The sequence below is a fragment of the Bacillus sp. S14(2024) genome (genome assembly GCF_050473785.1).
Lineage (GTDB): Bacteria > Bacillota > Bacilli > Bacillales > Bacillaceae_G > Bacillus_A > Bacillus_A yunxiaonensis.
Map to the genome: position 1 here is coordinate 2,369,764 of NZ_JBFLUP010000006.1, position 22,922 is coordinate 2,392,685.

General features: G+C 33.2%; 22 protein-coding genes. 20 read left to right on the forward strand and 2 right to left on the reverse strand.

The window, feature by feature from the left end:
• Nucleotides 1-17: 17 nt before the first annotated feature.
• Both kynA and AB1279_RS12380 read left to right on the forward strand, forming a co-directional pair.
• Complete coding sequence (gene kynA, locus AB1279_RS12375) at nucleotides 18-857, forward strand: tryptophan 2,3-dioxygenase (RefSeq protein ID WP_429759043.1); 840 nt, start codon at nucleotides 18-20, stop codon at nucleotides 855-857.
• Between the two features lie 197 nt (nucleotides 858-1,054).
• The gene (locus tag AB1279_RS12380; protein ID WP_429759045.1) at nucleotides 1,055-1,978 is read left to right on the forward strand and encodes a serine hydrolase domain-containing protein; all 924 of its coding nucleotides are present in this window, start codon (nucleotides 1,055-1,057) and stop codon (nucleotides 1,976-1,978) included.
• A 154-nt stretch (nucleotides 1,979-2,132) separates the two neighbouring features.
• On the opposite strand, the gene AB1279_RS12385 is transcribed toward AB1279_RS12380, so the two are convergent.
• Nucleotides 2,133-2,465: a YqzG/YhdC family protein gene (locus AB1279_RS12385; protein WP_429749664.1), complete on the reverse strand. Its 333-nt coding sequence runs from the start codon at nucleotides 2,463-2,465 to the stop codon at nucleotides 2,133-2,135.
• Nucleotides 2,466-2,659: 194 nt separating this feature from the next.
• Here AB1279_RS12385 and sleB point away from each other — a divergent pair, with 194 nt between their 5' ends.
• The 16 genes from sleB to AB1279_RS12465 all read left to right on the forward strand — a co-directional run bounded on the left by sleB (nucleotide 2,660) and on the right by AB1279_RS12465 (nucleotide 19,634).
• On the forward strand, nucleotides 2,660-3,409 hold the full coding sequence (gene sleB / locus AB1279_RS12390) for a spore cortex-lytic enzyme (RefSeq protein ID WP_429759047.1): 750 nt from the start codon (nucleotides 2,660-2,662) through the stop codon (nucleotides 3,407-3,409).
• A gap of 18 nt (nucleotides 3,410-3,427) precedes the next feature.
• Entirely contained in the window at nucleotides 3,428-4,768 is a 1,341-nt protein-coding gene (ypeB, locus tag AB1279_RS12395; RefSeq protein ID WP_429759049.1) for a germination protein YpeB, read from the forward strand.
• A gap of 18 nt (nucleotides 4,769-4,786) precedes the next feature.
• Entirely contained in the window at nucleotides 4,787-5,392 is a 606-nt protein-coding gene (locus AB1279_RS12400; protein WP_429759051.1) for a YhcN/YlaJ family sporulation lipoprotein, read from the forward strand.
• A gap of 134 nt (nucleotides 5,393-5,526) precedes the next feature.
• On the forward strand, nucleotides 5,527-6,039 hold the full coding sequence (locus AB1279_RS12405; protein WP_429759053.1) for a GNAT family N-acetyltransferase: 513 nt from the start codon (nucleotides 5,527-5,529) through the stop codon (nucleotides 6,037-6,039).
• A gap of 103 nt (nucleotides 6,040-6,142) precedes the next feature.
• Nucleotides 6,143-7,165 carry a homoserine dehydrogenase gene (locus AB1279_RS12410; RefSeq protein ID WP_429759054.1) on the forward strand — a complete coding sequence of 341 codons (1,023 nt, stop codon included), beginning with the start codon at nucleotides 6,143-6,145 and terminating at the stop codon, nucleotides 7,163-7,165.
• 240 nt (nucleotides 7,166-7,405) lie between these two features.
• Nucleotides 7,406-8,170, forward strand: a complete 765-nt coding sequence (locus AB1279_RS12415; protein ID WP_429759055.1) for a DUF3959 family protein — start codon at nucleotides 7,406-7,408, stop codon at nucleotides 8,168-8,170.
• A 170-nt stretch (nucleotides 8,171-8,340) separates the two neighbouring features.
• Nucleotides 8,341-9,651, forward strand: a complete 1,311-nt coding sequence (locus AB1279_RS12420) for a hypothetical protein (RefSeq protein ID WP_429759056.1) — start codon at nucleotides 8,341-8,343, stop codon at nucleotides 9,649-9,651.
• Between the two features lie 536 nt (nucleotides 9,652-10,187).
• Nucleotides 10,188-11,411: a cytochrome P450 family protein gene (locus AB1279_RS12425; RefSeq protein WP_429749678.1), complete on the forward strand. Its 1,224-nt coding sequence runs from the start codon at nucleotides 10,188-10,190 to the stop codon at nucleotides 11,409-11,411.
• 70 nt (nucleotides 11,412-11,481) lie between these two features.
• Nucleotides 11,482-11,637 carry a DUF1540 domain-containing protein gene (locus AB1279_RS12430; protein ID WP_336480712.1) on the forward strand — a complete coding sequence of 52 codons (156 nt, stop codon included), beginning with the start codon at nucleotides 11,482-11,484 and terminating at the stop codon, nucleotides 11,635-11,637.
• Nucleotides 11,638-12,076: 439 nt separating this feature from the next.
• Nucleotides 12,077-12,943, forward strand: a complete 867-nt coding sequence (locus AB1279_RS12435) for a Cof-type HAD-IIB family hydrolase (protein ID WP_429759057.1) — start codon at nucleotides 12,077-12,079, stop codon at nucleotides 12,941-12,943.
• A 239-nt stretch (nucleotides 12,944-13,182) separates the two neighbouring features.
• A complete protein-coding gene (locus AB1279_RS12440; RefSeq protein WP_429759058.1) occupies nucleotides 13,183-14,895 on the forward strand; it encodes an ATP-binding protein in 1,713 nt (570 codons plus the stop codon).
• A 344-nt stretch (nucleotides 14,896-15,239) separates the two neighbouring features.
• Nucleotides 15,240-15,770, forward strand: coding sequence for a hypothetical protein (locus AB1279_RS12445; RefSeq protein WP_429749683.1), 531 nt, complete (start codon nucleotides 15,240-15,242; stop codon nucleotides 15,768-15,770).
• A gap of 11 nt (nucleotides 15,771-15,781) precedes the next feature.
• Nucleotides 15,782-16,456 carry a response regulator transcription factor gene (locus AB1279_RS12450; RefSeq protein WP_336480709.1) on the forward strand — a complete coding sequence of 225 codons (675 nt, stop codon included), beginning with the start codon at nucleotides 15,782-15,784 and terminating at the stop codon, nucleotides 16,454-16,456.
• Nucleotides 16,453-17,871 carry a HAMP domain-containing sensor histidine kinase gene (locus AB1279_RS12455; protein ID WP_429759059.1) on the forward strand — a complete coding sequence of 473 codons (1,419 nt, stop codon included), beginning with the start codon at nucleotides 16,453-16,455 and terminating at the stop codon, nucleotides 17,869-17,871. The genes AB1279_RS12450 and AB1279_RS12455 overlap by 4 nt, the downstream gene beginning before the upstream one ends.
• A 195-nt stretch (nucleotides 17,872-18,066) precedes the next feature.
• Nucleotides 18,067-18,666: an undecaprenyl-diphosphatase gene (locus tag AB1279_RS12460; protein WP_429749687.1), complete on the forward strand. Its 600-nt coding sequence runs from the start codon at nucleotides 18,067-18,069 to the stop codon at nucleotides 18,664-18,666.
• A 461-nt stretch (nucleotides 18,667-19,127) separates the two neighbouring features.
• Nucleotides 19,128-19,634 (forward strand): DUF3189 family protein, encoded by a 507-nt coding sequence (locus AB1279_RS12465; protein WP_429749688.1) that lies wholly within the window; start codon nucleotides 19,128-19,130, stop codon nucleotides 19,632-19,634.
• Nucleotides 19,635-19,680: 46 nt separating this feature from the next.
• Here the strand turns inward: AB1279_RS12465 and AB1279_RS12470 are convergent, their stop codons facing one another.
• On the reverse strand, nucleotides 19,681-20,385 hold the full coding sequence (locus AB1279_RS12470) for a hypothetical protein (RefSeq protein ID WP_429759060.1): 705 nt from the start codon (nucleotides 20,383-20,385) through the stop codon (nucleotides 19,681-19,683).
• Between the two features lie 728 nt (nucleotides 20,386-21,113).
• Between AB1279_RS12470 and AB1279_RS12475 the strand changes: the two genes are divergently transcribed.
• Entirely contained in the window at nucleotides 21,114-22,337 is a 1,224-nt protein-coding gene (locus tag AB1279_RS12475; RefSeq protein WP_429759061.1) for an MFS transporter, read from the forward strand.
• 104 nt (nucleotides 22,338-22,441) lie between these two features.
• Nucleotides 22,442-22,873 (forward strand): GNAT family N-acetyltransferase, encoded by a 432-nt coding sequence (locus tag AB1279_RS12480; RefSeq protein ID WP_429759062.1) that lies wholly within the window; start codon nucleotides 22,442-22,444, stop codon nucleotides 22,871-22,873.
• Nucleotides 22,874-22,922 lie beyond the last annotated feature (49 nt).

The window sequence follows — 22,922 nt, forward strand, 5'->3', positions numbered from 1 at the left end:
AGAGAGGATGTCCACATATGAAAGAAAATGAAAAAGTAATTATCGAAAAAGGAATTCATACAGATTTTCGTAATAACATGACATACGGAGAGTATTTACAATTAGATAGTTTACTATCAAGCCAAAAACGACTCTCTGATCATCATGACGAAATGTTATTCATTGTGATTCATCAAGCGAGCGAGCTTTGGATGAAATTAATTTTACATGAAATAGAAGCAGCTATTGAATCAATCAAAAATGAAAATCTTGCACCTGCTTTTAAGATGCTTGCACGTGTTTCAAAAATTCAATCGCAAATTATCCAATCATGGGATATTCTTGCCACGCTCACACCAGCTGAATATATTGAATTTCGTGATTCACTCGGTCAAGCATCCGGATTTCAATCTTATCAATATAGAATGATCGAATTTGCGCTTGGTTATAAAACGCCACATGTTCTGAAAATCTATGAAAAAGATGCAGAATTGCACGCTCGTCTTTATAAGGCACTTCATACGCCGAGTTTATATGATGTTGCAATCCAAACACTTGCAAAAGAAGGATTTCCAATTAACCCAAGTGTGCTTCAGCGCGATATTACGCAACCATATGAAGCAGATGCAACAGTAGAAGCAGCGTGGTTAGAAGTATACTCAGATGTGAAGAAATATTGGGACTTGTATCAACTGGCTGAAAAGCTCATCGATATCGAAGATTGGCTGCAGCAGTGGCGTTTCCGTCATATGAAAACTGTAGAACGTATTATTGGACATAAAATGGGAACTGGCGGTTCTTCAGGCGTTTCTTATTTAAAACGTGTACTGGACCAATCGTTTTTCCCAGAGCTTTGGACTATTCGAACAAAACTATAAATGATTAAACAATAAGCATAAAAGTTTTCTCAATGAAAAAGCTTTTATGCTTATTTACATATTTTTAAATTGAAATTCCGCCGTTTCCTTAAACAAACCGCTCATATGAATACATATAAAAAGAGTAGAAAAAATCTACTCTTTTTTGTTTCTCATTTTAAATTCCGTTATAATAGTCAAATTAGCGATAAGTAGTAATGGAGGAGTTTCTATTGAGCTTACCAGAATTAGAACATGCATTTAAGAAGAGGAAAGTAAATGCTTTTCTCGTTTATCAAAAGGGTGAAATCGTTACAGAATATTATAAAACAGAGCAATGTGCACAAAATGTATATAAAATTAATTCGATAACAAAAAGTATTATCTCTATTCTAATTGGCATTGCAATTGAAAAAGGCTATATCCATAGTATACATACACCCATTGTAGAGTGGATTCCAAATATACCGAAAGAAAAACAAGATCTGACTATATACCATTTATTAACGATGACAACGGGTGAGGAATGGCAGGAATTTGGAAATGGTGTTGTTTTCCCAAATGATTTTGTTGAGTCCGATCATTGGATAGACTATATTTTAAAGAAGCCCTTGATGAATCAGCCCGGAACAAAAATGAATTATAATTCAGGTTCTTCACATTTGTTAAGTTATATTTTACAAAAGACAACTAACATGACGACGGAACAATTTGCAAAGATACATCTATTTGATCCTTTACATATTACTGACTATGAATGGCAGCAAGATCCACAGGGAATTTTTGTCGGCGGCTTTGGCATGAAAATGAAAGCAGAAGACATGCTGAAAATCGGGTTGTTATGTCTACAAAATGGATATTGGAACGGACAGCAACTTGTATCTTTAAGCTGGATTGAGCAATCCCATCAAGAAAGATTTACAACATACGAACATATTGGAGCATACGGTTATCATTGGTGGGTATTAGATCCAAGCAACTTCAATATGCCATACCATACATATTTTGCGATGGGATATGGCGGACAATATATTATTATTGTTCCTCAATTAGAGCTAGTTGCAGTCATTAGTAGTCAAATGCCAAAGCGAGGCTTAGTGCCGCTTAAAATGTTTGTAAAACATTTACAAGAAACGTACTAAAAAGGACAGGTTTTGCCCGTCCTTTTTATCTGCTACTTTTGGATAATAAGGGCCGATTGATGGAAGTTTCACTTCATACGAATCGCATTGTAAAACAACAAACCTGCTTTTTCTATCTAACATTTGTTCTTCTGTTACAGTATTTTCTTTTCTCTTATCTAGGTGTTTCTTTAAAATAAATGTTTAAAAATTTTTCTGTTTTTGTTTCAAATTCTACATCAACAAATACCCCGAACTCTCTTCCGTTTTCTCTTAACCATAACTTAAATTGTTCTACTGATATATTTACTGTTTTAGGACGTCTACCAATATGAAGGTAATCAATAATATCAGCTTGCGGATATTTTTCTTTTGTCTTTTGCACCGCAAGCTTTCCCCATTTTGCATATGGAGGTTGCGCATGACTGATGGAGAAAGGTCTGTATATAAGTAAAGCTATTGTAATAATCCCAATACATATAAATAAACGAGTATGTAAATGTTTCATACTAAGCTCCTTTATCTCGCTACTTTTGGGCAGTAGGCCCTCGCTGATTAAAGTTTCACTTTATAGCATTTTCCATAGTGTTTACACTTAAACAAATTCATATGAATTTGCCTTTTTTTGTCTTCCTTACATAAAACCGCATCATTTACAAAAAATAACCTTGAAATCATCGTCATATTCAAGGAGGTTGAACTATGCGTCGTAAAGCTTTCTTCAAAGTACCGCTTTTACTCGTTACATTGGCGACTGCTTTGTTAGTAAGTAGTATCCATGAGAAGGAAGTAGGTGCTTTTTCCAATCAAGTTATTCAAAGAGGAGCTTCTGGAGAAGATGTAACCGAACTACAATCGAGGCTCAAATATATTGGATTTTACAACGGAAAAGTAGATGGTGTCTTTGGTTGGGGCACTTATTGGGCACTTCGGAATTTCCAAGAAAAATTCGGGTTACCGGTTGACGGACTTGCAGGTCCAGCTACAAAACAAAAACTCGTTAAAGCTACAAAATACGAAAAACAATCCAATAACACAGCAAATAAGCAAAATAACAAACCGGCGCCAAATAAAGGTACAAATGTTCCAAATGGATATTCGCAAAACGATATTAAAATATTGGCAAATGCTGTATATGGAGAATCTCGCGGTGAACCTTATATCGGACAAGTTGCCGTAGCAGCTGTTATTTTAAATCGCGTCAGCAGCCCGTCTTTTCCAAATACGGTGGCAGGTGTGATTTATGAGCCTCGTGCCTTTACCGCTGTTGCGGATGGACAAATCAATTTAACACCAAATGAAACAGCAAAAAAAGCTGTACTTGATGCGATTAACGGATGGGATCCATCTGGAGGCGCGATTTATTACTTTAATCCAGATACAGCAACAAGCAAATGGATTTGGGGTCGTCCGCAAATCAAAAAAATTGGAAGACACATTTTTTGTAAATAGTTAGGAGGTGGATGAGATATGTTTAGAGGTCTCATTATCGTTTTATTAACAATTGGAGTTGTAGGTACAGGATATTGGGGGTATAAAGAACACCAAGAGAAAAATGCGGTATTAATTCATGCTGAAAATAACTACCAGCGGGCATTCCATGATTTAGCGTATCAAGTCGATTTATTACACGATAAAATCGGGACAACATTAGCAATGAATTCACGAACATCATTATCACCTGCATTAGCTGACGTGTGGCGCATCACATCTCAGGCACACTCTGATATTGGCCAATTGCCGCTTACATTGCTTCCGTTTAATAAAACAGAAGAATTTCTATCGAATATTGGAGACTTCAGTTACCGTACAGCTATACGCGATTTAGATAAAGAACCATTAAACGATCAAGAATATAATACACTCCAGCAGCTATATAATAATGCGGCAAATATTCAAGATGAACTGCGCAAAGTACAGCATCTTGCCCTAAAAAACAACTTACGTTGGATGGATGTTGAACTAGCTCTTGCCTCTAATAATAATCCAGCTGACAACACAATTATCGATGGCTTTAAAACAGTGGAAAAAAACAGTCAATCTTACTCACAAAGCCATTTTGGACCAACGTTTACAAGTTTGGAAAAAGAAAAAAAAGGCGAGACGCATATATCTGGTCCAAAAATTTCGGAAGACCAAGCAATAAATATCGCAAAATCTTTCCTTAGCTTACGGGGATCTGAAAACATTTCTGTTGAAAAAAGCAGCAAGGGAGCAAAAGAAAAATTTTATAGCATTACTGTAAAGGATCCAAAGACAAATAGTGAAACGAATATGGACATTACTGAACAAGGCGGCTTTCCAATTTGGGTTATCAACAATCGGGAAATTAAAGAACAAAAAATTGGCTTAAAAGAAGCAGGAGATAAGGGGCTTTCCTTTTTAAAACAAAATAAATTTAAAAACATGGAGTTATATGAAAGTTCTCAATACGATTCTGTCGGTGTTTTCACATTCGTAACGAATCGGGACAACGTGCGTATATATCCAGAATCCATTCAAATGAAAATTGCGCTCGATGACGGTTCGATTGTCGGTTTTTCGGCAAAAGACTATTTAGCTTCTCGTAAAGATTTAAAATTTCCAAAACCAACACTATCGGTTGCGGATGCACGGAAGAAAATCAATCCTAATTTAAAAGTTATGGAAGAGCGTGAAGCAGTCATTGTAAATGACTTGCATAAAGAGGTACTATGTTATGAATTTTTAGGAACACTTGGAAAAGACACATATCAAATCTTTATTAATGCCAATAATGGCATGGAAGAAAAAGTGAAAAAATTACAAAGTGTAGAACAAGTTTTTGATTAATGAATAGGAGTGACACTTTTGAAAAAAATTTTTTACTTTTGTATCTGTTTGCTTCTATTAGCAAGCTGTAGTACAAAAAAGAACGATAATGCAGCGAGTCCAAGTCCAACGTCGAATGCTAAATTAATTAGAACAAAAAGTGAAACAAATCAAGACGTTACATATAAATCAGATGAAAAAGTAGCGGGTCACTTGACAAAACTAGCATCGAGTGTACCGGGTGTAAACGATGCGACGGCAATTGTACTTGGCAAATACGCAGTTGTTGGAATTGATGTCAATGCAAAGCTAGACCGTTCTAGAGTAGAGACTATTAAATATTCAGTAGCGGAAAGCTTAAAACATGATCCACTCGGAGCAAATGCAGTCGTTGTAGCAGATATTGATACGTATCAACGCTTAAAAGATATGGGTAAACGAATAAAAGAAGGAAAAGCTGGTGAAGGCATTCTTGATGAACTCGCAGCGATTGTGGGTCGTGTAATGCCACAAGTTCCAAATGATGTATTTGAAAAAAAGCAGATCAATCCAACTAAAGAAAATAATCAACAATTAAACAAAAGTGAACAAAATGAACTAAAACAAGAACAAGTTGATCAATCCAATCAAAATTTAAAACGATAAAAAATAATCCCTGTGTTATAGCACGGGGATTATTTTCCGAAAATAAAAACTGAATATTTTATTTATTACTGAAAATGTTGTATGATTTTGCATGAAAGAAAACATATGTTTTTGTAAATGGAGGAATATACGTCATGCAAATGAATAATTCTATTCAACTCGTTCCATATACGGAAGAATTTAAAGAATTATTACAAGCGTTTACTTTACCTGAAGAACAAGTGCAATTTACATCTCATCCAATGGAATTACTCAAAAAAGCAGAACAAGATCCAACCCGAAATCCTATCGTCATTTTAGCTGACGACAAACCAGTCGGTATTTTTGCTTTGCAATCTGGTAATCGTGTACAAGAATATACAAATAAAGAACATTCTTTACTTCTTGTTTCATTTTCAATCGATTACACAGAACAGGGAAAAGGATATGCAAAACAAGCATTATATCAACTACCGAATTATGTATATACATATTTTCCAAACATAGAGGAAATTGTGTTAGCAGTCAATGAAAGAAATATTCCTGCGCAAAAATTATATGTAACCGTCGGATTTGAAGATAGAGGACACCGTAGAATGGGACCAATTGGACCACAAATTGTTTTATACTTATCATTGGAAAAGAAAACTTCAGAAGACACAAGATAAATTAACTATATTATAATAATAAGAGGATTATGCATTTGGTGTGAGAGTGTATATCCTCTTTATTGAGTTTAATAAACTATTGAAAACATTTACGGAGGATACTATGCAGATAAAATTAATACTTGCCGGATATGGCACTGTTGGAAAAGAATTTGTAAAACTCATTCATGAAAAATCATCCTTTATTCAAAAAGAATTCGGTTTAGAGTTAATCCTTGTTGGTATTATTGGACGTGATTTCAAATTATATCATCCAGAAGGGCTTTGTATCGATACTTTACTTAAACTAGGCGGGGGATCAGAAGCTTTACATAAATATATAGAACAACATTCCGTTCATAACGAAAAAATGAATGGTCATGTTTTCATTGAATCTACACCAACCAATCTCGAAAGCGGCAATCCAGGAAAGGAGTATATTTTACAAGCTATTGAAAACGGAATGGATATTGTTTCTATTTCAAAAGGGGCACTTGTTACCTCATGGAAAGAAATAAAAGAAGCAGCTCGATTCGCAAATGTTCGCATCCGTTATAGCGGCGCAACAGCAGCGGCTCTTCCTACATTAGATATAGGTCAATTCAGCTTAGCAGGATGCAAGATTGAACGTATTGAAGGCATTTTAAACGGTACAACAAATTATATTTTAACGAAAATGCATGAAGACAGCACTTCATATGAAGAAGCGTTGCAACAAGCACAGCAAAAAGGAATTGCTGAAACAAATTCTTCATTAGATGTAAGCGGAATGGATAGTGCTTGTAAGTTATTGCTGCTATCGAACAGTTTACTGCATACAGAATATACACTTGAAGATATAAGCATTGAAGGGATAGAAAATCTATCAAAACAAGATATACAAAAAGCAAAAGAACAAGGAAAACAATTCAAACTACTAGCTAAAGCATATACAGACGATGATGGGGAAGTGCGGCTTGAAGTACAACCACATGCAGTAGATTCAAACCATTCACTAGCAAGTGTTATAGGAACCGAAAAAGGCATTACCTTTTACACGGATACAATGGGAGCGGTTTCTTCCATCGGCGGCGCTTCCAATCCAAAGGGAGCTGCAGCAGCAGCTTTAAAAGACGTAATCAATCTATATCGAAAAGATATTTTATAACCTGACATACAATTATGTACAAATCCTGCCTAATTGGAAGAAGTGGGATTTGTCATTTCCTAATATAAAAATAGTAATCTATTGTCAATTATCATTGAGTTTTTTTGTTTACTTTTTGGTATGAGTAGGATTAAGATATTTTTTAAACACGTTATTGTTTAACTAGTTGTACATATACAAAACAGAAAAATACCATTATGATATAGAAGCTAGAAAGAAAGCTGAAAGGGATTGAGAATTGTGAAAAAACTTGATGTACTGTTAATGGTGCTCAGTGTCCTGTTCCCAGTTGCAGGTATAATGAAACAAATGCCTCTACAATTATCATTATTTATGGGAGGATTATTGTTTTTAACTAGTTTTGGAAGTTATTATGCAAAAAAAATGCATTCACGAATATTTAGTTGGGTAGCTTATACGGCATTTATCACACTCTTACTGACCATTTGGAATCAATTCGTAACAACCAGCTCTTTAGTAGCGAATGCCAAAATTGCTGCATGTATTGCTGTGATCCCGTTTTTATTCCGATTCCGTACGTATGCAATTACATTAGGATTACTCGCATTATGGGGCACAATGTTGTGGGATATGAAACAAGTACAATCATTAGCCGTTCTAGGACGGATGATGAATTTACTCACAACAGAACGATTATATTTAGTCATTTTAGTGGCAGGTTTCTTACTTGGCGGATTACTTGCAAACGCACTACATCGTGATAGCAGTAATAATAGACAAGAAAAATCAAGCGCATTTAAACAAAAAAAGAAGCGAATGAGACCTACATTTAAAATTCGCATCCCAAGTTTGCCAAGAATTAAATTTAAAATGTTTAAGTTCGGTAAAAAATCTTCCAAACAAAGAGAAACTCGTCCGTATGAACGAAACTATGAAGAGAGAACACCAACTTATCATACAACACAAACAGAACAACATAGCAATACTGGAACGATACAAGGACAAACGAGAATCGAACGAAGAAAAAATCGTTATAATGCATAAAAAATATGTTTGTACAACTATAAAGACCCGTAATACCCTGTAATAATCAATGGGGTATGCGGGTTTTTTCATTGTATATTAAATATCGAAATTTTTTATGAAGACAAAATATATAATTAACGATCTTATAGTAAAATAAATAAAAATACATTAATAACAGGGAGGACATCATGCAAGAAAAATATGTACTCGCCTTTTTGCAACCGCAGTATCCAAACCTAGCTCATATTGCATATAGCATAGAAAAGAGCATTTATAATGATCCGCATGGAACAATCGTTAAAGCTCGTCTATTTGGAGAAGCTGTTGCAAATGAAATTTGGGATAAAGAAAATTTACAAAGTGGATATGAGATAAAGTATATAGAGCGCATATATAAGCTATTTCATGAAGGAATTATAGATGAAAAGTTCCGCAATTATTTTGGCTTAATTCATAATATCGGCAATAAAGCTGCTCATAATGTGCATTATGGTAGTATCGTAGAATCCATCCAAATCTATCGTGCTGTCTTTAAAATCGCAGTTTGGTTTATGGAGTTATATGGCGATTTCAGCTTCAAAGCTCCGGAATATCGCGATCCAGAGATGCCACAAAAGACATCTGAAATTAGTAGCGATGAATTAACAGAACTATTAAGTAAGACAGTGGAAGAAACGATCGGAAAATCCATTCAAACAACGATACAAGAAATATTCGTACAAATGATGCAACACCAAGAGATAATCAATGTCGCTGTCATAAAACAAGAAGAAACACTAATTGTTATTTCTAATGAAGAGAAAATAGAAGAAACACCAATTGCAATTTCTAATGGAGAGAAAATAGAAGAAACACCAATTGCAATTTCTAATGGAGAGAAAATAGAAGAAACACCAATTGCAATTTCTAATGGAGAGAAAATAGAAGAAACACCAATTGTTATTTTTAATGAAGAGAAAATAGAAGAAACACCATTTGTTATTTCTAATGAAGAGAAAATAGAACAAGTACCTGACACAACTTTTGACTTAGTTACATATCTTCAAAAATACAGTGTAGATGTAATTGACAGACGTGAATCTGGAAGTACATTGTGGGTGCTTGGCGGCTGGGAGCTAAATGGAATTTTATTTCCATTAAAAGAAAAGAACATATTTTTTCGCTTTGTGGCAGGAGGCAATCGTATGACAAAAAATAAACCAGCTTGGTTTTTATTTGGTTCATACTTAACAAATAAAAAAGGCGAGACTACATCAAAACAAGATACACAGCAAGAGCAGGCAGTAACCACGCAGTTTGATCTTATGACATATTTGAAAGCACAAGATGTTGAAATATTAGATAAACGCAATCACGGCGGAACATTATGGATTATCGGCGGTAGGGAGCTTAATAAAATTTTATTCCCACTAATAGAACATAAAATCTTTTTCTATTATATGGCGAAAGGGAATCGGACGACAAAAAATAAACCAGCTTGGTTTTTGATGAGAAAATAATGAAGGAAAATGTAAATCTACCATTCTTTAAACAATTGTCTCATTGTTCTCCATTGCATTTCTCCATATTATCTAGGATTTCCGTAATAAACCTTCCTTGCAAATACTATAAAATTGAATATCGCCTGAAAGCATTAATACAAAAAGGGATTTTTCATGTGACAGGATCTTTACATTCCATGCAGTCTTATAGCGTACGCTTAGCACAATAAGAAAAATGATAGCGAATGAAAGGGGATGTATATGTGGGCATCTCTTTTTTTTATTTTCATATAAAGAGTAATGTACGATTGTAATTTTCTGAATTCATATACAAAAAAATATGATAGAGAAGATGTACCTAACATAGTAAAGTTAGAGTAGTCCATTATATAAATCAATAAGCAAGGGATGTATATATGAACATCTCCGTTTTTGTTTCAACATAAAAAGCAATATTTAGTCTTAATTTTCTTAACTTTTATAAAAAACGATGCGTTATAATGGTCATTAGGTGCTATGGTCACCAAATATTTCTAAAGATGGAGGTTGGAAGTATGTCTTCAAGCAATGAAATGAATCGTAATACATTATCGGAAATACAATTAACTTCATCAAAATTTAAACATGAAGCATATAACATTTACAAAGAGTTACGCGCATCTCATCCTGTGTATCAGGTATATCCTCATAATTGGCTTATTACAAGATATGAAGATGCAGTGAGTCTTTTGAAAGATGCACGATTACTGAAAAATGCTGAAAATGTATTTAGTAAAGAAGAATTTGAAGCCTCTTTTACACTAGAAAATGGAGAATTTTTGAGAAAACAGATGCTAAACTCTGATCCACCTGACCATAGTCGCTTAAGATCCCTTGTTCAAAAAGCTTTTACTCCGCAGATGATTTTACAACTGAAAGATAGTATCCAATCAATTGCTGATACTTTACTAGATAAAGTAGAACACCAGCACACTATAAACCTTGTAAACGATTATGCTTTCCCGCTGCCGATTATTGTGATAAGTGAGATGCTCGGTATCCCTCAAGAAGATCGAGATAAATTTAGAATATGGTCACATGCAGTCATTGATTCTCCAGAGACGCCAGAAGCTATTCTTGAAGTCGATAAAAAACTAGGTGAATTCGTTCACTATCTACAATATTTAATAGATACAAAACGAGAAAATCCTTCAGACGATTTAATAAGTGCATTAATACAAGTAGAAAGCGAAGGAACAAAATTAAGTGCACCAGAATTAAGTTCGATGATTATGCTGCTTATCGTTGCTGGACACGAAACAACTGTCAATTTAATAACAAACATGACGTTAGCGTTACTTGAGCATCCTGATCAGTTGCAGCTTCTGCGACAAAATCCTGATTTAATTGATTCGGCAATTGAAGAATCATTACGCTTTTACAGCCCTGTTGAATTAACGACTATGCGCTGGGCAGCGGAATCATTTACATTACATGGTCAAAAGATTCAGCCAAAAGATGCGATTATCATTTCATTAGCCTCTGCCAATCGCGATGGAATGATATTTCCAAACGCAGATGTTTTTGATATTACAAGAAAAAATAACCGTCATCTTTCTTTTGGACATGGCATTCATTTCTGCCTTGGTGCGCCGCTCGCACGTTTAGAAGCGAAAATTGCAATTCCTACCTTATTACACCGAATGCCTAATCTTAAAATAAAAGGAACAAGGGAGGACATAAAGTGGAGTGGTAATTATTTAATGAGATCATTAGAGGAATTACCATTATCTTTCTAACCGAATATACATGAAATAGTATGACACCCCTTTAGGTTGTTAATACTAAACAAAAAGGAGGTGTCATACTATGGCTCAAGATGTTCTTTGTGAAGTAAATAACTGCAAGTACTGGGGTAATGGGAATAAGTGCAATGCAGAGGCTATTTATGTAGTAAGTCATACAGGTAAACAAGCATCTGATAGTAAAGAAACAGATTGTAAAACTTTTATACCAGAAGTTTAATTTTCTAGGGGTAGCCATGATGTGGGTTACCCTTTTATTATTTATATTATTGATAATAAATATCGTTTTCATTCATAGTTTTATACATTTTTTTATTTCAAGAAAGAATATTACTGCATTGAAGTAATATTGCTTGTTTCTTATATATGTTGTTCCATTCAACTTTGTAAAACAAATAAATAACGGGTTTCATATCTTTAAATGAACCTCATTTTAACAAAACAGACATGGATTATTTTCTGATAGCCGAGAGAAATATCTTTTCTAACGATTTTTAAATTATAAATATGTATTTAGCACATATTCATAATTTTATTACAAAAACCATTTAATCCTTGACATGAAATGCGTTTCATAAATTATAACTAAGATGTTGTTAAATACACTCGGATATGAGAACGATATCAATCGTTATATAGAAATGAAAGCAGGGAATAGAATGAAACTCATTGCAATTGATTTAGACGGAACTCTTCTTACATCAAAAAAAGTAATTAGTGAAGAAAATGCTATCGCTATTAAGGAATGTCAGAAAAAAGGACATGTTGTAGCTATTTGTACAGGGCGCTCTATAATAGATGTTCAAAAACTTTTGCAAAAAGCAAACTTAAACTGTCCTATCATTGCAGAAAACGGTGCAATTTTGTATTCAAATAACAAAATGTTACAACGATATCCAATCGCAACTGAACATGCGAAAGAAATTGTTGATTACCTAGAAGAAAGAAATATGTTTTATCAATTGTACACCGATCAAGGTGTATACGTTCCAGAATATGGCGAAGCAAGGGTTCAATTTGAGATGGATTTTATAATAGAATCTGATTTACTTACTGATAAAGAAGAACTAAAGCATATAGCAGCTTTATATTTACAGCATACTGAAATCAATAAAATCGCAAGTTGCAAACCACTATTTTCAAAGCAAATTCATATTCATAAAATACTACCATTCTCGTATCAGAAGGACAATTTAATGTTATTGAAAGATCAATTCATCAATAATAAGGAATTATCAATTACCGCATCTTACTGGCACAATCTTGAAATCAATCATATTCACGCCCAAAAGGGAAATGGCTTATATACGTTAGCGAACCATCTTGGTATATTAAGGGAACATACTGTTGCAATTGGTGATGGTTTAAACGATATGTCTATGATGGAGAAAGCTAACGTATCTATCGCAATGGGAAATGCGGTAGAAGAAATCCAGGCAATTTGTCGATATAAAACACTTTCAAATGATGACCACGGTGTTGCTTATGCTCTTCGCCGCTATGTCTTACATAATATAAATAGTTAATGATGAAAAAGAGAACAATTTTTGTTGGAATTTGTTCTCTTTTTTTTGTTTTTATCCACTTTCTTCCTCAATTCTATTGAAAAACAAAAAATTTCTGAATAACTTTTTTTTTTCTATGTACCTTAATGAATATAATTCGTATAATAAAAAAGCTAAATAAATTAAAAATTAAACATAATTAAAAAATTTATATAAATACATTTAAATTACATTTATTGAGGTAGAGGTGGGAGTATAATATGTACCGGCTTACGGAACTTATTAATATTGAAGAAATACAAACAATAGCAGAACAATTTTATCTTTTAACACATATTTCACATCAGCTTCTTGATTGTAATGGAGAGGTATTATTTCATTACGGTACACAATCCATCGATTTAAATTTACATATAAAAATTCATGTTCCGATTATAATAAATGAACAAGCTATTGGTTCCTTCATCATTTTTTCTCCTAAAAATAATGTTGAGTCTTGCACAATATATTTCAAATCTCTTGCAGCGTTAATGACTAGTAAATTGCATCAACTTAAGGAAAATCTATCAATACCTGCTGATAATCTGTATACCATTTTACAAAGCATGCCCGTTTTAGTTAATGCATGTAATGAAGAAGGTGTTTTCGTTGTATGGAATAGAGAATGTGAACTAGTAACTGGTTATAGCGCAACTGAAATTGTTAAAAATCCTCATGCACTAGAATTACTCTATCCCGATGAAGAATACCGAAATCAACAGCTACATGAATTCTCTGTGGTAGGTAAAAACTTCCGGGGTTGGGAAATGGTGCTTACTTGTAAAAACGGTGATAAAAAAACGATTGTGTGGTCAAATCTATCAGAAGAGTTCCCGGTCCCTGGATTTAGCCATTGGGCAATTGGCATTGATATTACGCATCGAAAAAAGGTAGAAGAGGAACTTATAGAAAAATCTTCAGAGTTAGAATTAATCTTTAAAGCACTTCCAGATTTATGTTTTTTAACAAATTTTGATGGAACAATCGTTGATTATAAAGCAGGCTGCCCATCAAAGTTTTATGTACCTGTCGAACAATTTATGGGAAAAAAGTTTCAAGATGTTTTACCTTCAGATGTCGCTGGGGAGCTGCATGAAGCAATTGCAAAAATACAACAGAAATATTCTATGGAAATTGTAGAGTATTCCTTGCCAATGCATGATAGTACTTATTTTTTTGAGGCAAGATGTTTGCCACTTTTAACAGATAAAGTTATGGTTATGGTTCGTGATATTACAGAGAAGAAAAAGACAGCGGAATTATTAAATAAATCAGATACATTAGCCGCAGTTGGTCAACTTGCTGCAGGAGTTGCGCATGAAGTGCGAAACCCTCTAACTGTCATTAAAGGATTTATACAATTATTACAAACTCGCGAAAGACATGATACAGAATATTTTCGACTCATGATTTCTGAAATTGAGCGAATCGAATCTATCATTCATGAGTTTTTATCAATCGCTAAACCGGAGATTATTTCTTTCGAAAGGAAAAATCTTTGTTTTATATTGGAAAATGTTGTGTCATTAATTAACACAAAGGCAATTATGACAAATATTAATATTGAATGCCAAACATATCCTGACTTCTTATATATTGATTGTTGCGAAAATCAATTAAAGCAAGTATTTATCAACATTTTACAAAATTCAATTGAAGCAATGCCAAATGGAGGGGAAATCATAATTACTGCTAAAAAAATGAACGACAATGAGGTAGTGATTTGTATTTCAGATGAGGGAATGGGGATTCCGGAAGAAAGAATTATAAAACTCGGAGAACCTTTTTATAGCACGAAAGAAAAAGGAACAGGTCTTGGTTTAATGATTAGCTATAAAATTATTGAAAGTCATCAAGGAAGAATTCATATAACAAGTAAAGTGGGAATAGGGACCTCGGTGGAAATTTATTTACCAATTTCTCAATCTGTTTAATAGAAAAAATGTTTTGTGATTTTAAGTGAATATCTATATAAGGGTAAAAGAATCTATTTTTCTATTGGTAAATTCTTTTACTCTTATTTTATTTGACAAATCAAACTACCAGCTTTGCATAAAAATACCTCTTCTACGGATAGACAGCATTTTATTGTCATATGTCATAATACCAAAACCCACACATGGAAAGTATCTGATGAAAACTGTATGCAGTGGAGGGAATTATTGATTATACACTTTCTCATCTAATTTTAATCTTTCTTTCACGGTCTTTTCTTTTTTTATGGTTAAAATATAAATCAACAATTACTTTACATAAGTGCAGAGAGAAGGGGATGAAAATGTCAAAAGGTCTATTCAATCAAGTTTTTCATTTATCTATAAAAATTATAGGGTCTTGTATTATTGCATTTAGTGTTACAATATTAGTGTTGAATTTCATGGTAGGAGATCAAATGGTATTAAAAGGTCTGAATAAAAATCTTGGTTCTCTGGCAGAATACGGAGCGATTGCAGCAGGCTCTTTATGGTTATTTCGTAATATTTGGTTATATTTGCATAAAAGGAAAATAACGGTTGCAAAATACACAAAAGAACTTTATATGTTATTAAAGAAATACCATATGTTTATCGGATATGCAGTTTTTTCAGTTGCTACTTGTCATGGTATATATTTTTTAATGGTAGGTAGCCGTCATATGATTCGGATTTATAGTGGAATTTTTACCTTGATAGGATTAATTCTTGTTGCGATAGCAGGGATTCTATTACACAAACTAAAAGACAAGAAAAAATATATAAAGTATCGAAAAGCTCACCAGATTGTTGCCATTATATTTGGAATTGGATTACTTATTCACCTTTACGTATAGGAGTGATAGTATTGCAACGAATTTTAATTATAGAAGATGAAGAAAGTTTAGCAGAATTTTTAGAGTTAGAACTAAAATATGAAGGATATGCAGTAGATGTTGTGTATGATGGACGAAAAGGATTAGAAACTGCTCTTAACCATAATTATGACATTATTCTTCTTGATTTAATGCTTCCTGGTCTTAACGGAATAGAAGTATGTCGCCGATTACGTGCAACAAAAGAGACACCTATTATAATGCTAACAGCTCGTGATAGTATTATGGATCGTGTAACTGGATTAGATAGCGGTGCAGATGATTATTTACCAAAGCCTTTTGCCATTGAAGAATTATTAGCAAGAATGCGTGTAATCTTAAGGCGGAATCAAAAAGAAGAACATAAAAATAAACTCCTTTTAAGATTTAAAGATTTAGAACTCGACGTAGAATCTCGAACGTTGCACAAAATAGAAGAGATCATTGAATTAACAAATAAAGAATTCGAGTTACTGATGATGTTTATGAAAAATATTAATCGTGTATTGACAAGAGATATGCTTTTGGAGCAAGTATGGGGATACAATGCAGTGGTGGAGACGAATATAGTAGACGTATATGTTCGTTATTTACGTAATAAATTGAATAGCCAAGACAAAGAAACTTATATTCAAACTGTCAGAGGCGTAGGATACGTGATGCGATGATGAAACAATTAAAAAAACACATCCGAAATCTTCCTATAAAATGGAAATTAACACTATGGTCAAGTGCATTATTATTTATCTTGTTCTTTTTATACAATATTTTACAGTATGTTATCATTGACCATTGGACGCTAAATTATGAAAAAAAACAAATTGATAGGCAAGTAAAAGAAATAGCAGCCTATTTCAATAACGAGAATACAAATCACACAGCAAATACAATTGAAAATAGCAAAGAGTTTCTTGCAAGTATAAATGATAAAAATCAAATGATTCGAATTTTGGATGAAAAAGGAAAAGTACTTGTCACTGTTTCCCGTGACTTTAATCCGAACTGGGTTGTTCCAATGAATGTCAATCAATCAGAAACCTCTATGACAAGGCATCTTGAAGATAATGTACTTGTGCAGCGTATGCCTATTACAACACGTACATTTACTGGCACAATTGAAGTTGGGCAAACTTTCGAAGCTTTCGATCATTTAATGAAGCTGATTTTTCTCGTTATGGTAGCTGCTGGTATCGGCGGATTATTACTCAGCTTTTTAGGCGGTACAATTCTCGCAAAGCAACTTTTATTAAGTGTTCAAGCCATTACAGATACGATGAATAAAATTAAGACAAATGGTTTAAAAGAAAGAGTGCCGATTCGTGAAAATAACGATGAATTTGCCAAGCTTGGATTGCTCTTTAATGAGTTAATGGACAATTTAGAAACTTCCTTCACGCAACAAAAGCAATTTGTTGAAGATGCATCTCATGAATTACGCACACCACTTGCGATTATACAAGGACATCTCTCTATGTTAAATCGTTGGGGAAAAAACGATCCTGATGTCTTACAAAAATCTCTAAATTCGAGTTTAAAAGAAGTAGATCGTCTCAATAAGCTTGTATCAGAGTTATTAGAATTATCTCGAGCAGAATCTGAACAAATATATCCTGTTGCAGCAGAGCCTGTACATGTAAATTCAGTAATAGAACAAGTCACACAAAATTTCGAATTGTTACATGCTGACTTTCAATTTAATAGACAGTTACATGCGAATCATGCATATGTTTCTATTCCTTCTTCTTATCTCGAACAAATTTTAGTCATCATACTAGATAATGCTATAAAATATACAAAAGAACATGAAAAACAAATTTGTTTGAAAAGTGAGGTAGAAGAAGATAAAATTAAGATTACCATTATAGATTATGGAGTAGGCATACCTGAATCTGACTTACCATATGTACTCAATCGTTTTTATCGAGTTGATAAAGCAAGAAGCCGGAAACAAGGTGGAAATGGATTAGGGCTTTCCATTGCAAAGCGCCTTACTGAAAAATACAATGGACGTATCATGATAGACAGTAAAGAACAAGTAGGAACAAAGGTTACTTTATCGTTTTATTGTGTAAAAAATATATAACAAAAGCGGAAGATATATACGATATCTTCCGCTTTTGTTATATAGGAGAGAAAGACTAGCATGAAAATTGTTAAGCTACAGAAGAAAAATGAGAAAAAGATGAGAAAAAATTAAAGCGTATTTCATATAGCTAGTGTATAATGTGTAAATCAACAATAATTAATAACATGTTTAATTAAGTAAGGAGAAACTGATATGAATTACACAATATTTCACTGGATCAATAGTTGGGCAGGGTCGTCTACTTTTCTAGATAAAGGGATGATATTCATTACAAAGAGCGCGCCCTTTGTTGCAATTATTTTCCTGCTTTCTTTATGGTTTAGCAACAAGCAAAAAGAAGCCGCTATTCGTAAGCAATATACAGCTTTGTATATGGTTCTTTCTCTTGGTATAGCATTACTTGTAAATGCTGTGATTCACTTAGTATATTATCATCCACGACCATTTGTCACATACCATGTACACCAATTAGTATCACACGCTAATGATTCTTCGTTTGTAAGTGATCATGCTGTACTTGTATTCTCTATCGCATTTACAATGCTTTTACGTGGAGAAGCTTGGAAAAATATCGCTTTACTTTGGGCTATATTGGTTGGGATTTCACGTATATATGTTGGTGTCCATTACCCAGCAGATATTATAGGAGGAGCTGTTTTAACTTTCGTAACAAGCGCTTTAGTTATTAAATATACAAGTAAAATAGAACCTTTGGCACAGTTATTGTTTACGATTTATGCTAAAATAACAAAACGAATTCCGTTGCTGTCTAAGTATGATCACACAATGTGAGTGATCTGAAACTGGATTTTATTTAAAATCGGAGTTTAACATATTTTCGAAATTCATCCCCATCTTCAAACGCGTAACGGGCAGTAGCTCAGCGGTAAGGTAGGGATGAATTTTTATTAGGCACAGCCTAACTCACTTGTAAGAACAACCAATTGTTATTGTGGTGGATACATTCCATATCTGATATATTTACCTATTTATAAGATTTAGATGGGTTTTGTATATATTGTCCGTTGATATCTTGTACGTACATCATTTTCCTTGTAAATCCTGCCACAAATCCTACTTATCCAAATCCTTTTATCTTATCACCTAAATAGATTCCATTTACATGTAGTGTATTTTTCTTGTTTCTGTTTGCATTTGTATTTGACATACAGTGTCTACTATTTGGAAAAAGTTTAGTATATAGATAAATGGTCATACTAGTAATAATATACATCAATTTAAAGGATGATAGTATGATCTATATCTATACTGACTATGGCGGAACACATACAACTTCATTAGCAGCAGCGTACCATTTGAATAAGCTGCCGACTGATCGAAAACTTATGAAAGATGAAATATTAAATGTTGATTATTTCAATAAATTAAAAACCTCTGATATGGGGAAAATCATTTTTCATGGACGAGATGAAAATGGAGATCCTGTTTATACGGTTGGCCACGGTGCATCTAAAGTTGTCGTTCCAGCTTTAAAAAATTTAAGTGTGCTATTACAAGATAAATATCAAAACCATGAAAAAATTGTATTCTCTAATACATCACCAACTGTCCCAATCGCTATGACATTTGGTGGTTTATTTTCAAGAAGATTAAAAATCGATTTTATTGGTGTACCATTATTAGTTTTCGGCGCAAAACAAGCCTGTAATAATATTATTAGGCTTGTAGAATATACGAAACAAGCCGGAAGACTTACAAATGATGATGTTGTAGTATTAGAAAATGAAAACTTTAAATAGTTTATAACAAAAAGGATGGCTAAAAATATATTAGCCATCCTTTTTGTTATAATATCTCAACTTTTTGTCGAATCACAATCTTGTCAATGTCCTCTTCTTCATCACCAACATATAAACCACGTTCTTTCAAATACATCTCAAAATACAAATCAGCTTCAGCACGCTCATCGTATGGCTTCACAGATAAAACAAATCCCATTTTATTTTGTTCTTCCAATTCAACCGTAGAAATATAGGCTGGGATTTTATTACGTAAAAATAACTCTTTAACTGGAATAATCATGTCTTTCATTAACTTTGATAAAAGACTCATTTCAAATTCAAAATTAAAGCGATCAATGCTAGATAAATCTGCAAAAACAACCCCAATAAAACCAGTATTAAAAATTTCTTGGTAATCTACTTCTTCTATCTTTCCATTGTAAAAATTCTTTTCAATTAAGTAATTTTTAAAATAAGCGATGCCTTCAGACTCTTTAAAAGGTTTCGTAGAAAGAACGAAACCAATTTTCTTTTGTTTATGTAAATACACGCATGATAAATAAGCAGCAACATTATGTTCAGCAAAAAGAGAACTTGTTGCTTGTACAAGACCATCTAATACATGATGTGCAATGTGTAGTCGTTTACGGGAAAAATAATATGATTTTTTTTGTAATTCCAATGTATCGATAAACACAGAGCCAATAAAGCCTGTATTTGAAATGGTAGGAGTATGCTTTTTTCTTCCTCTGCGTTTATTTTGAGCCAATGTAATCCATCCTTCCTAATACCCATCCGATAGGGGAGAGGGAGTATAAAACGAACATTTGTTCTTATATTAATATTGTACTATTTACTGGTTAAAAAGTAAATGTTTTATCTTTAAAAATAAAGTAAAACTTCCATCAGTGGAGGAGTTTTCTCCACTGATGGAAAGCTCTCACCAATCGGGCGCATGCCAGCAGTTATCGCCACCTATCTTGAATCTTGAGATGGGAGTCTTACTGCCCACGAATAGCGGGATAAATAAAAAGATGCCTCAAAAAGGCATCTTAACTAAGAAAAGGGGTGAGTAATTTCCCCTTATAAATTATGTATATTTATATTAAGAAATAGATACAATTTCTTCTGCATCTTCGACGTCTAAATGACAATCCATTGTACGTACATCTTGATCTTCATGGCTTCCAAAATAAATAGTAATTTTCATATGTATCGCTCCTTTATTTTAGGAATACCTAAAATAATCATTTATTGATTTCTATTATATACCACTTTACATATTCGTACAATCTTCTCAATATTAAAAAACAGTTTATTTAATATTGGGAATATTGTTATAATAAAGTTATCTATATTGAAGGAGGAATTAACATGCAAAAAACACTAAAAACATTTTCTAATGAAGGAAGAGGAGTGAATATCAACTAACGCAAGATAACACTCCTACTTCCGAAAAACATCATAAAAAATGAATAGTGGAAAGTAGGAGAACATTTGAAGAAACGAACAATCGCGTCACATAACATTGAAATTTTATTTTGGGTGCAATTTTTTGGGACGATTAGTTTTTTACAACCAGTAATGACACTTTTTTATATGGAAAGAGGCTTAACAGCAACAAATATATTTGTTGTACTCATGTGTTGGAGTGGGGCTGTACTTGTTGGAGAATTACCAACAGGTATTTTTGCTGATCGATTCGGTGCAAAGTTGTCATTCTTAACAGGCTCTATCATAAAAACGTTTAGTATTTCTATTTTATTATTTGCAGATAATCTATGGCTATTTTGTCTATATAGTTTATTGAACGGTTTTTCGGTTACATTTTTCTCTGGTGCAGACGAAGCGTTAATTTATGAGTCATTAAAGGAAACAGACGAGCACCATTTAATGGATAAAGTAATGGGGAAAATCCAATCCGCAGGCTTTATTTCAATGTTAATCGCAGTAATCTTCGGTTCGTATTTTGCTAAAGATTTACGCGAAGAACAATTTACAATTTTAATTGTACTCGGAATATTATTTCATCTGATAGAACTTGTTTTATTATTTTTTATTAAAAGCCCAAAGAAACTATCATCTTACAGGGAAGAATCTTTTTCACAAGTAATCGAAGGAATAAAGGTAATTCGTAAAGCACCACAATTACTCGTTATGTTTTTAAACGTCTCTCTTGTGTTCATTCCGGCAAGTGCAGTATATGATACATTTAACCAACCATTATTTACAAACGCAGGTCTTCCTGTATTTGCAATTGGTATTATGTACGCTTTAGCTGCCATCCTTGGATACTTTTCTTCAATATCAATCGGATGGCTTACTAGCAAATTCTCACGTATAGTATTAATGAATGTAACAGGTGGTTTAGCTGTTTTAGGGCTGCTTTTATCAACGTTTTATGGAAATACACTGTGGATCGTATTAGGAGCGTTCTTTATTTTACGGTTTGTACGTGCCATTCGATATCCGATTTATTCGCAGCTTAGTAATGACATTATTCCATCTCATGTACGAGCAACAACGATTTCGTTACTGTCTATACTAGATTCGATATTGGATCTTGCTATTTTCGGAACACTATCATTCTTAGCTGTTCATACATTACCATTTGTATTTGCTGGTTGTGCATGTATTGCATGTATTGGAACGTTTTTACCGATTAAAAGTGTTAAAAAGGATATTACAGTACATCATTCAATGAATCGAAATATAGAGTAAAAAATCACCCCAAAAGCGTACAATACGCTTTTGGGGTATATACAGTATTAAAATGTATGATTGGAAGTAGCTTGAAATGATTTTATATCTCGGAGGTAAACACAATGCTATATATACTAAAGGCGAGCCAAGATGATTTACAATGGATTAATTTTCAATATAAAAAGGTTAATTTTGCGCCATCACATTTAGATAATGAAGAGATTGGAATTGCGTATTTTAATGGTCAAAAAGCCGGCTTAGGAAGGTTAGTAAAATTTGATGAAAACAATTTTGAAATGGGTGGAATATATACGTTAGAAGACTATAGAGGAAATAAAATTGCTGATAGTATCGTTGCATTTCTTATTAAGGAAGCTCAGAAACTTCAAATTCAAAATGTTTATTGCATTCCATTTGAACATTTAAAACCTTTTTATAGTAATCATGGATTTCAAGAAGTAGTAGATTTAGCTGCGGTTCCTAAACAGATTATAGATAAGTATAATTGGTGCTTAAAGCAGTATGATATAAAAACATTGTTAATGAAATTATAGACTTGAGAACACACATAAGCTGTGTTTTTTTGTTTTTCGAAAAAGTACA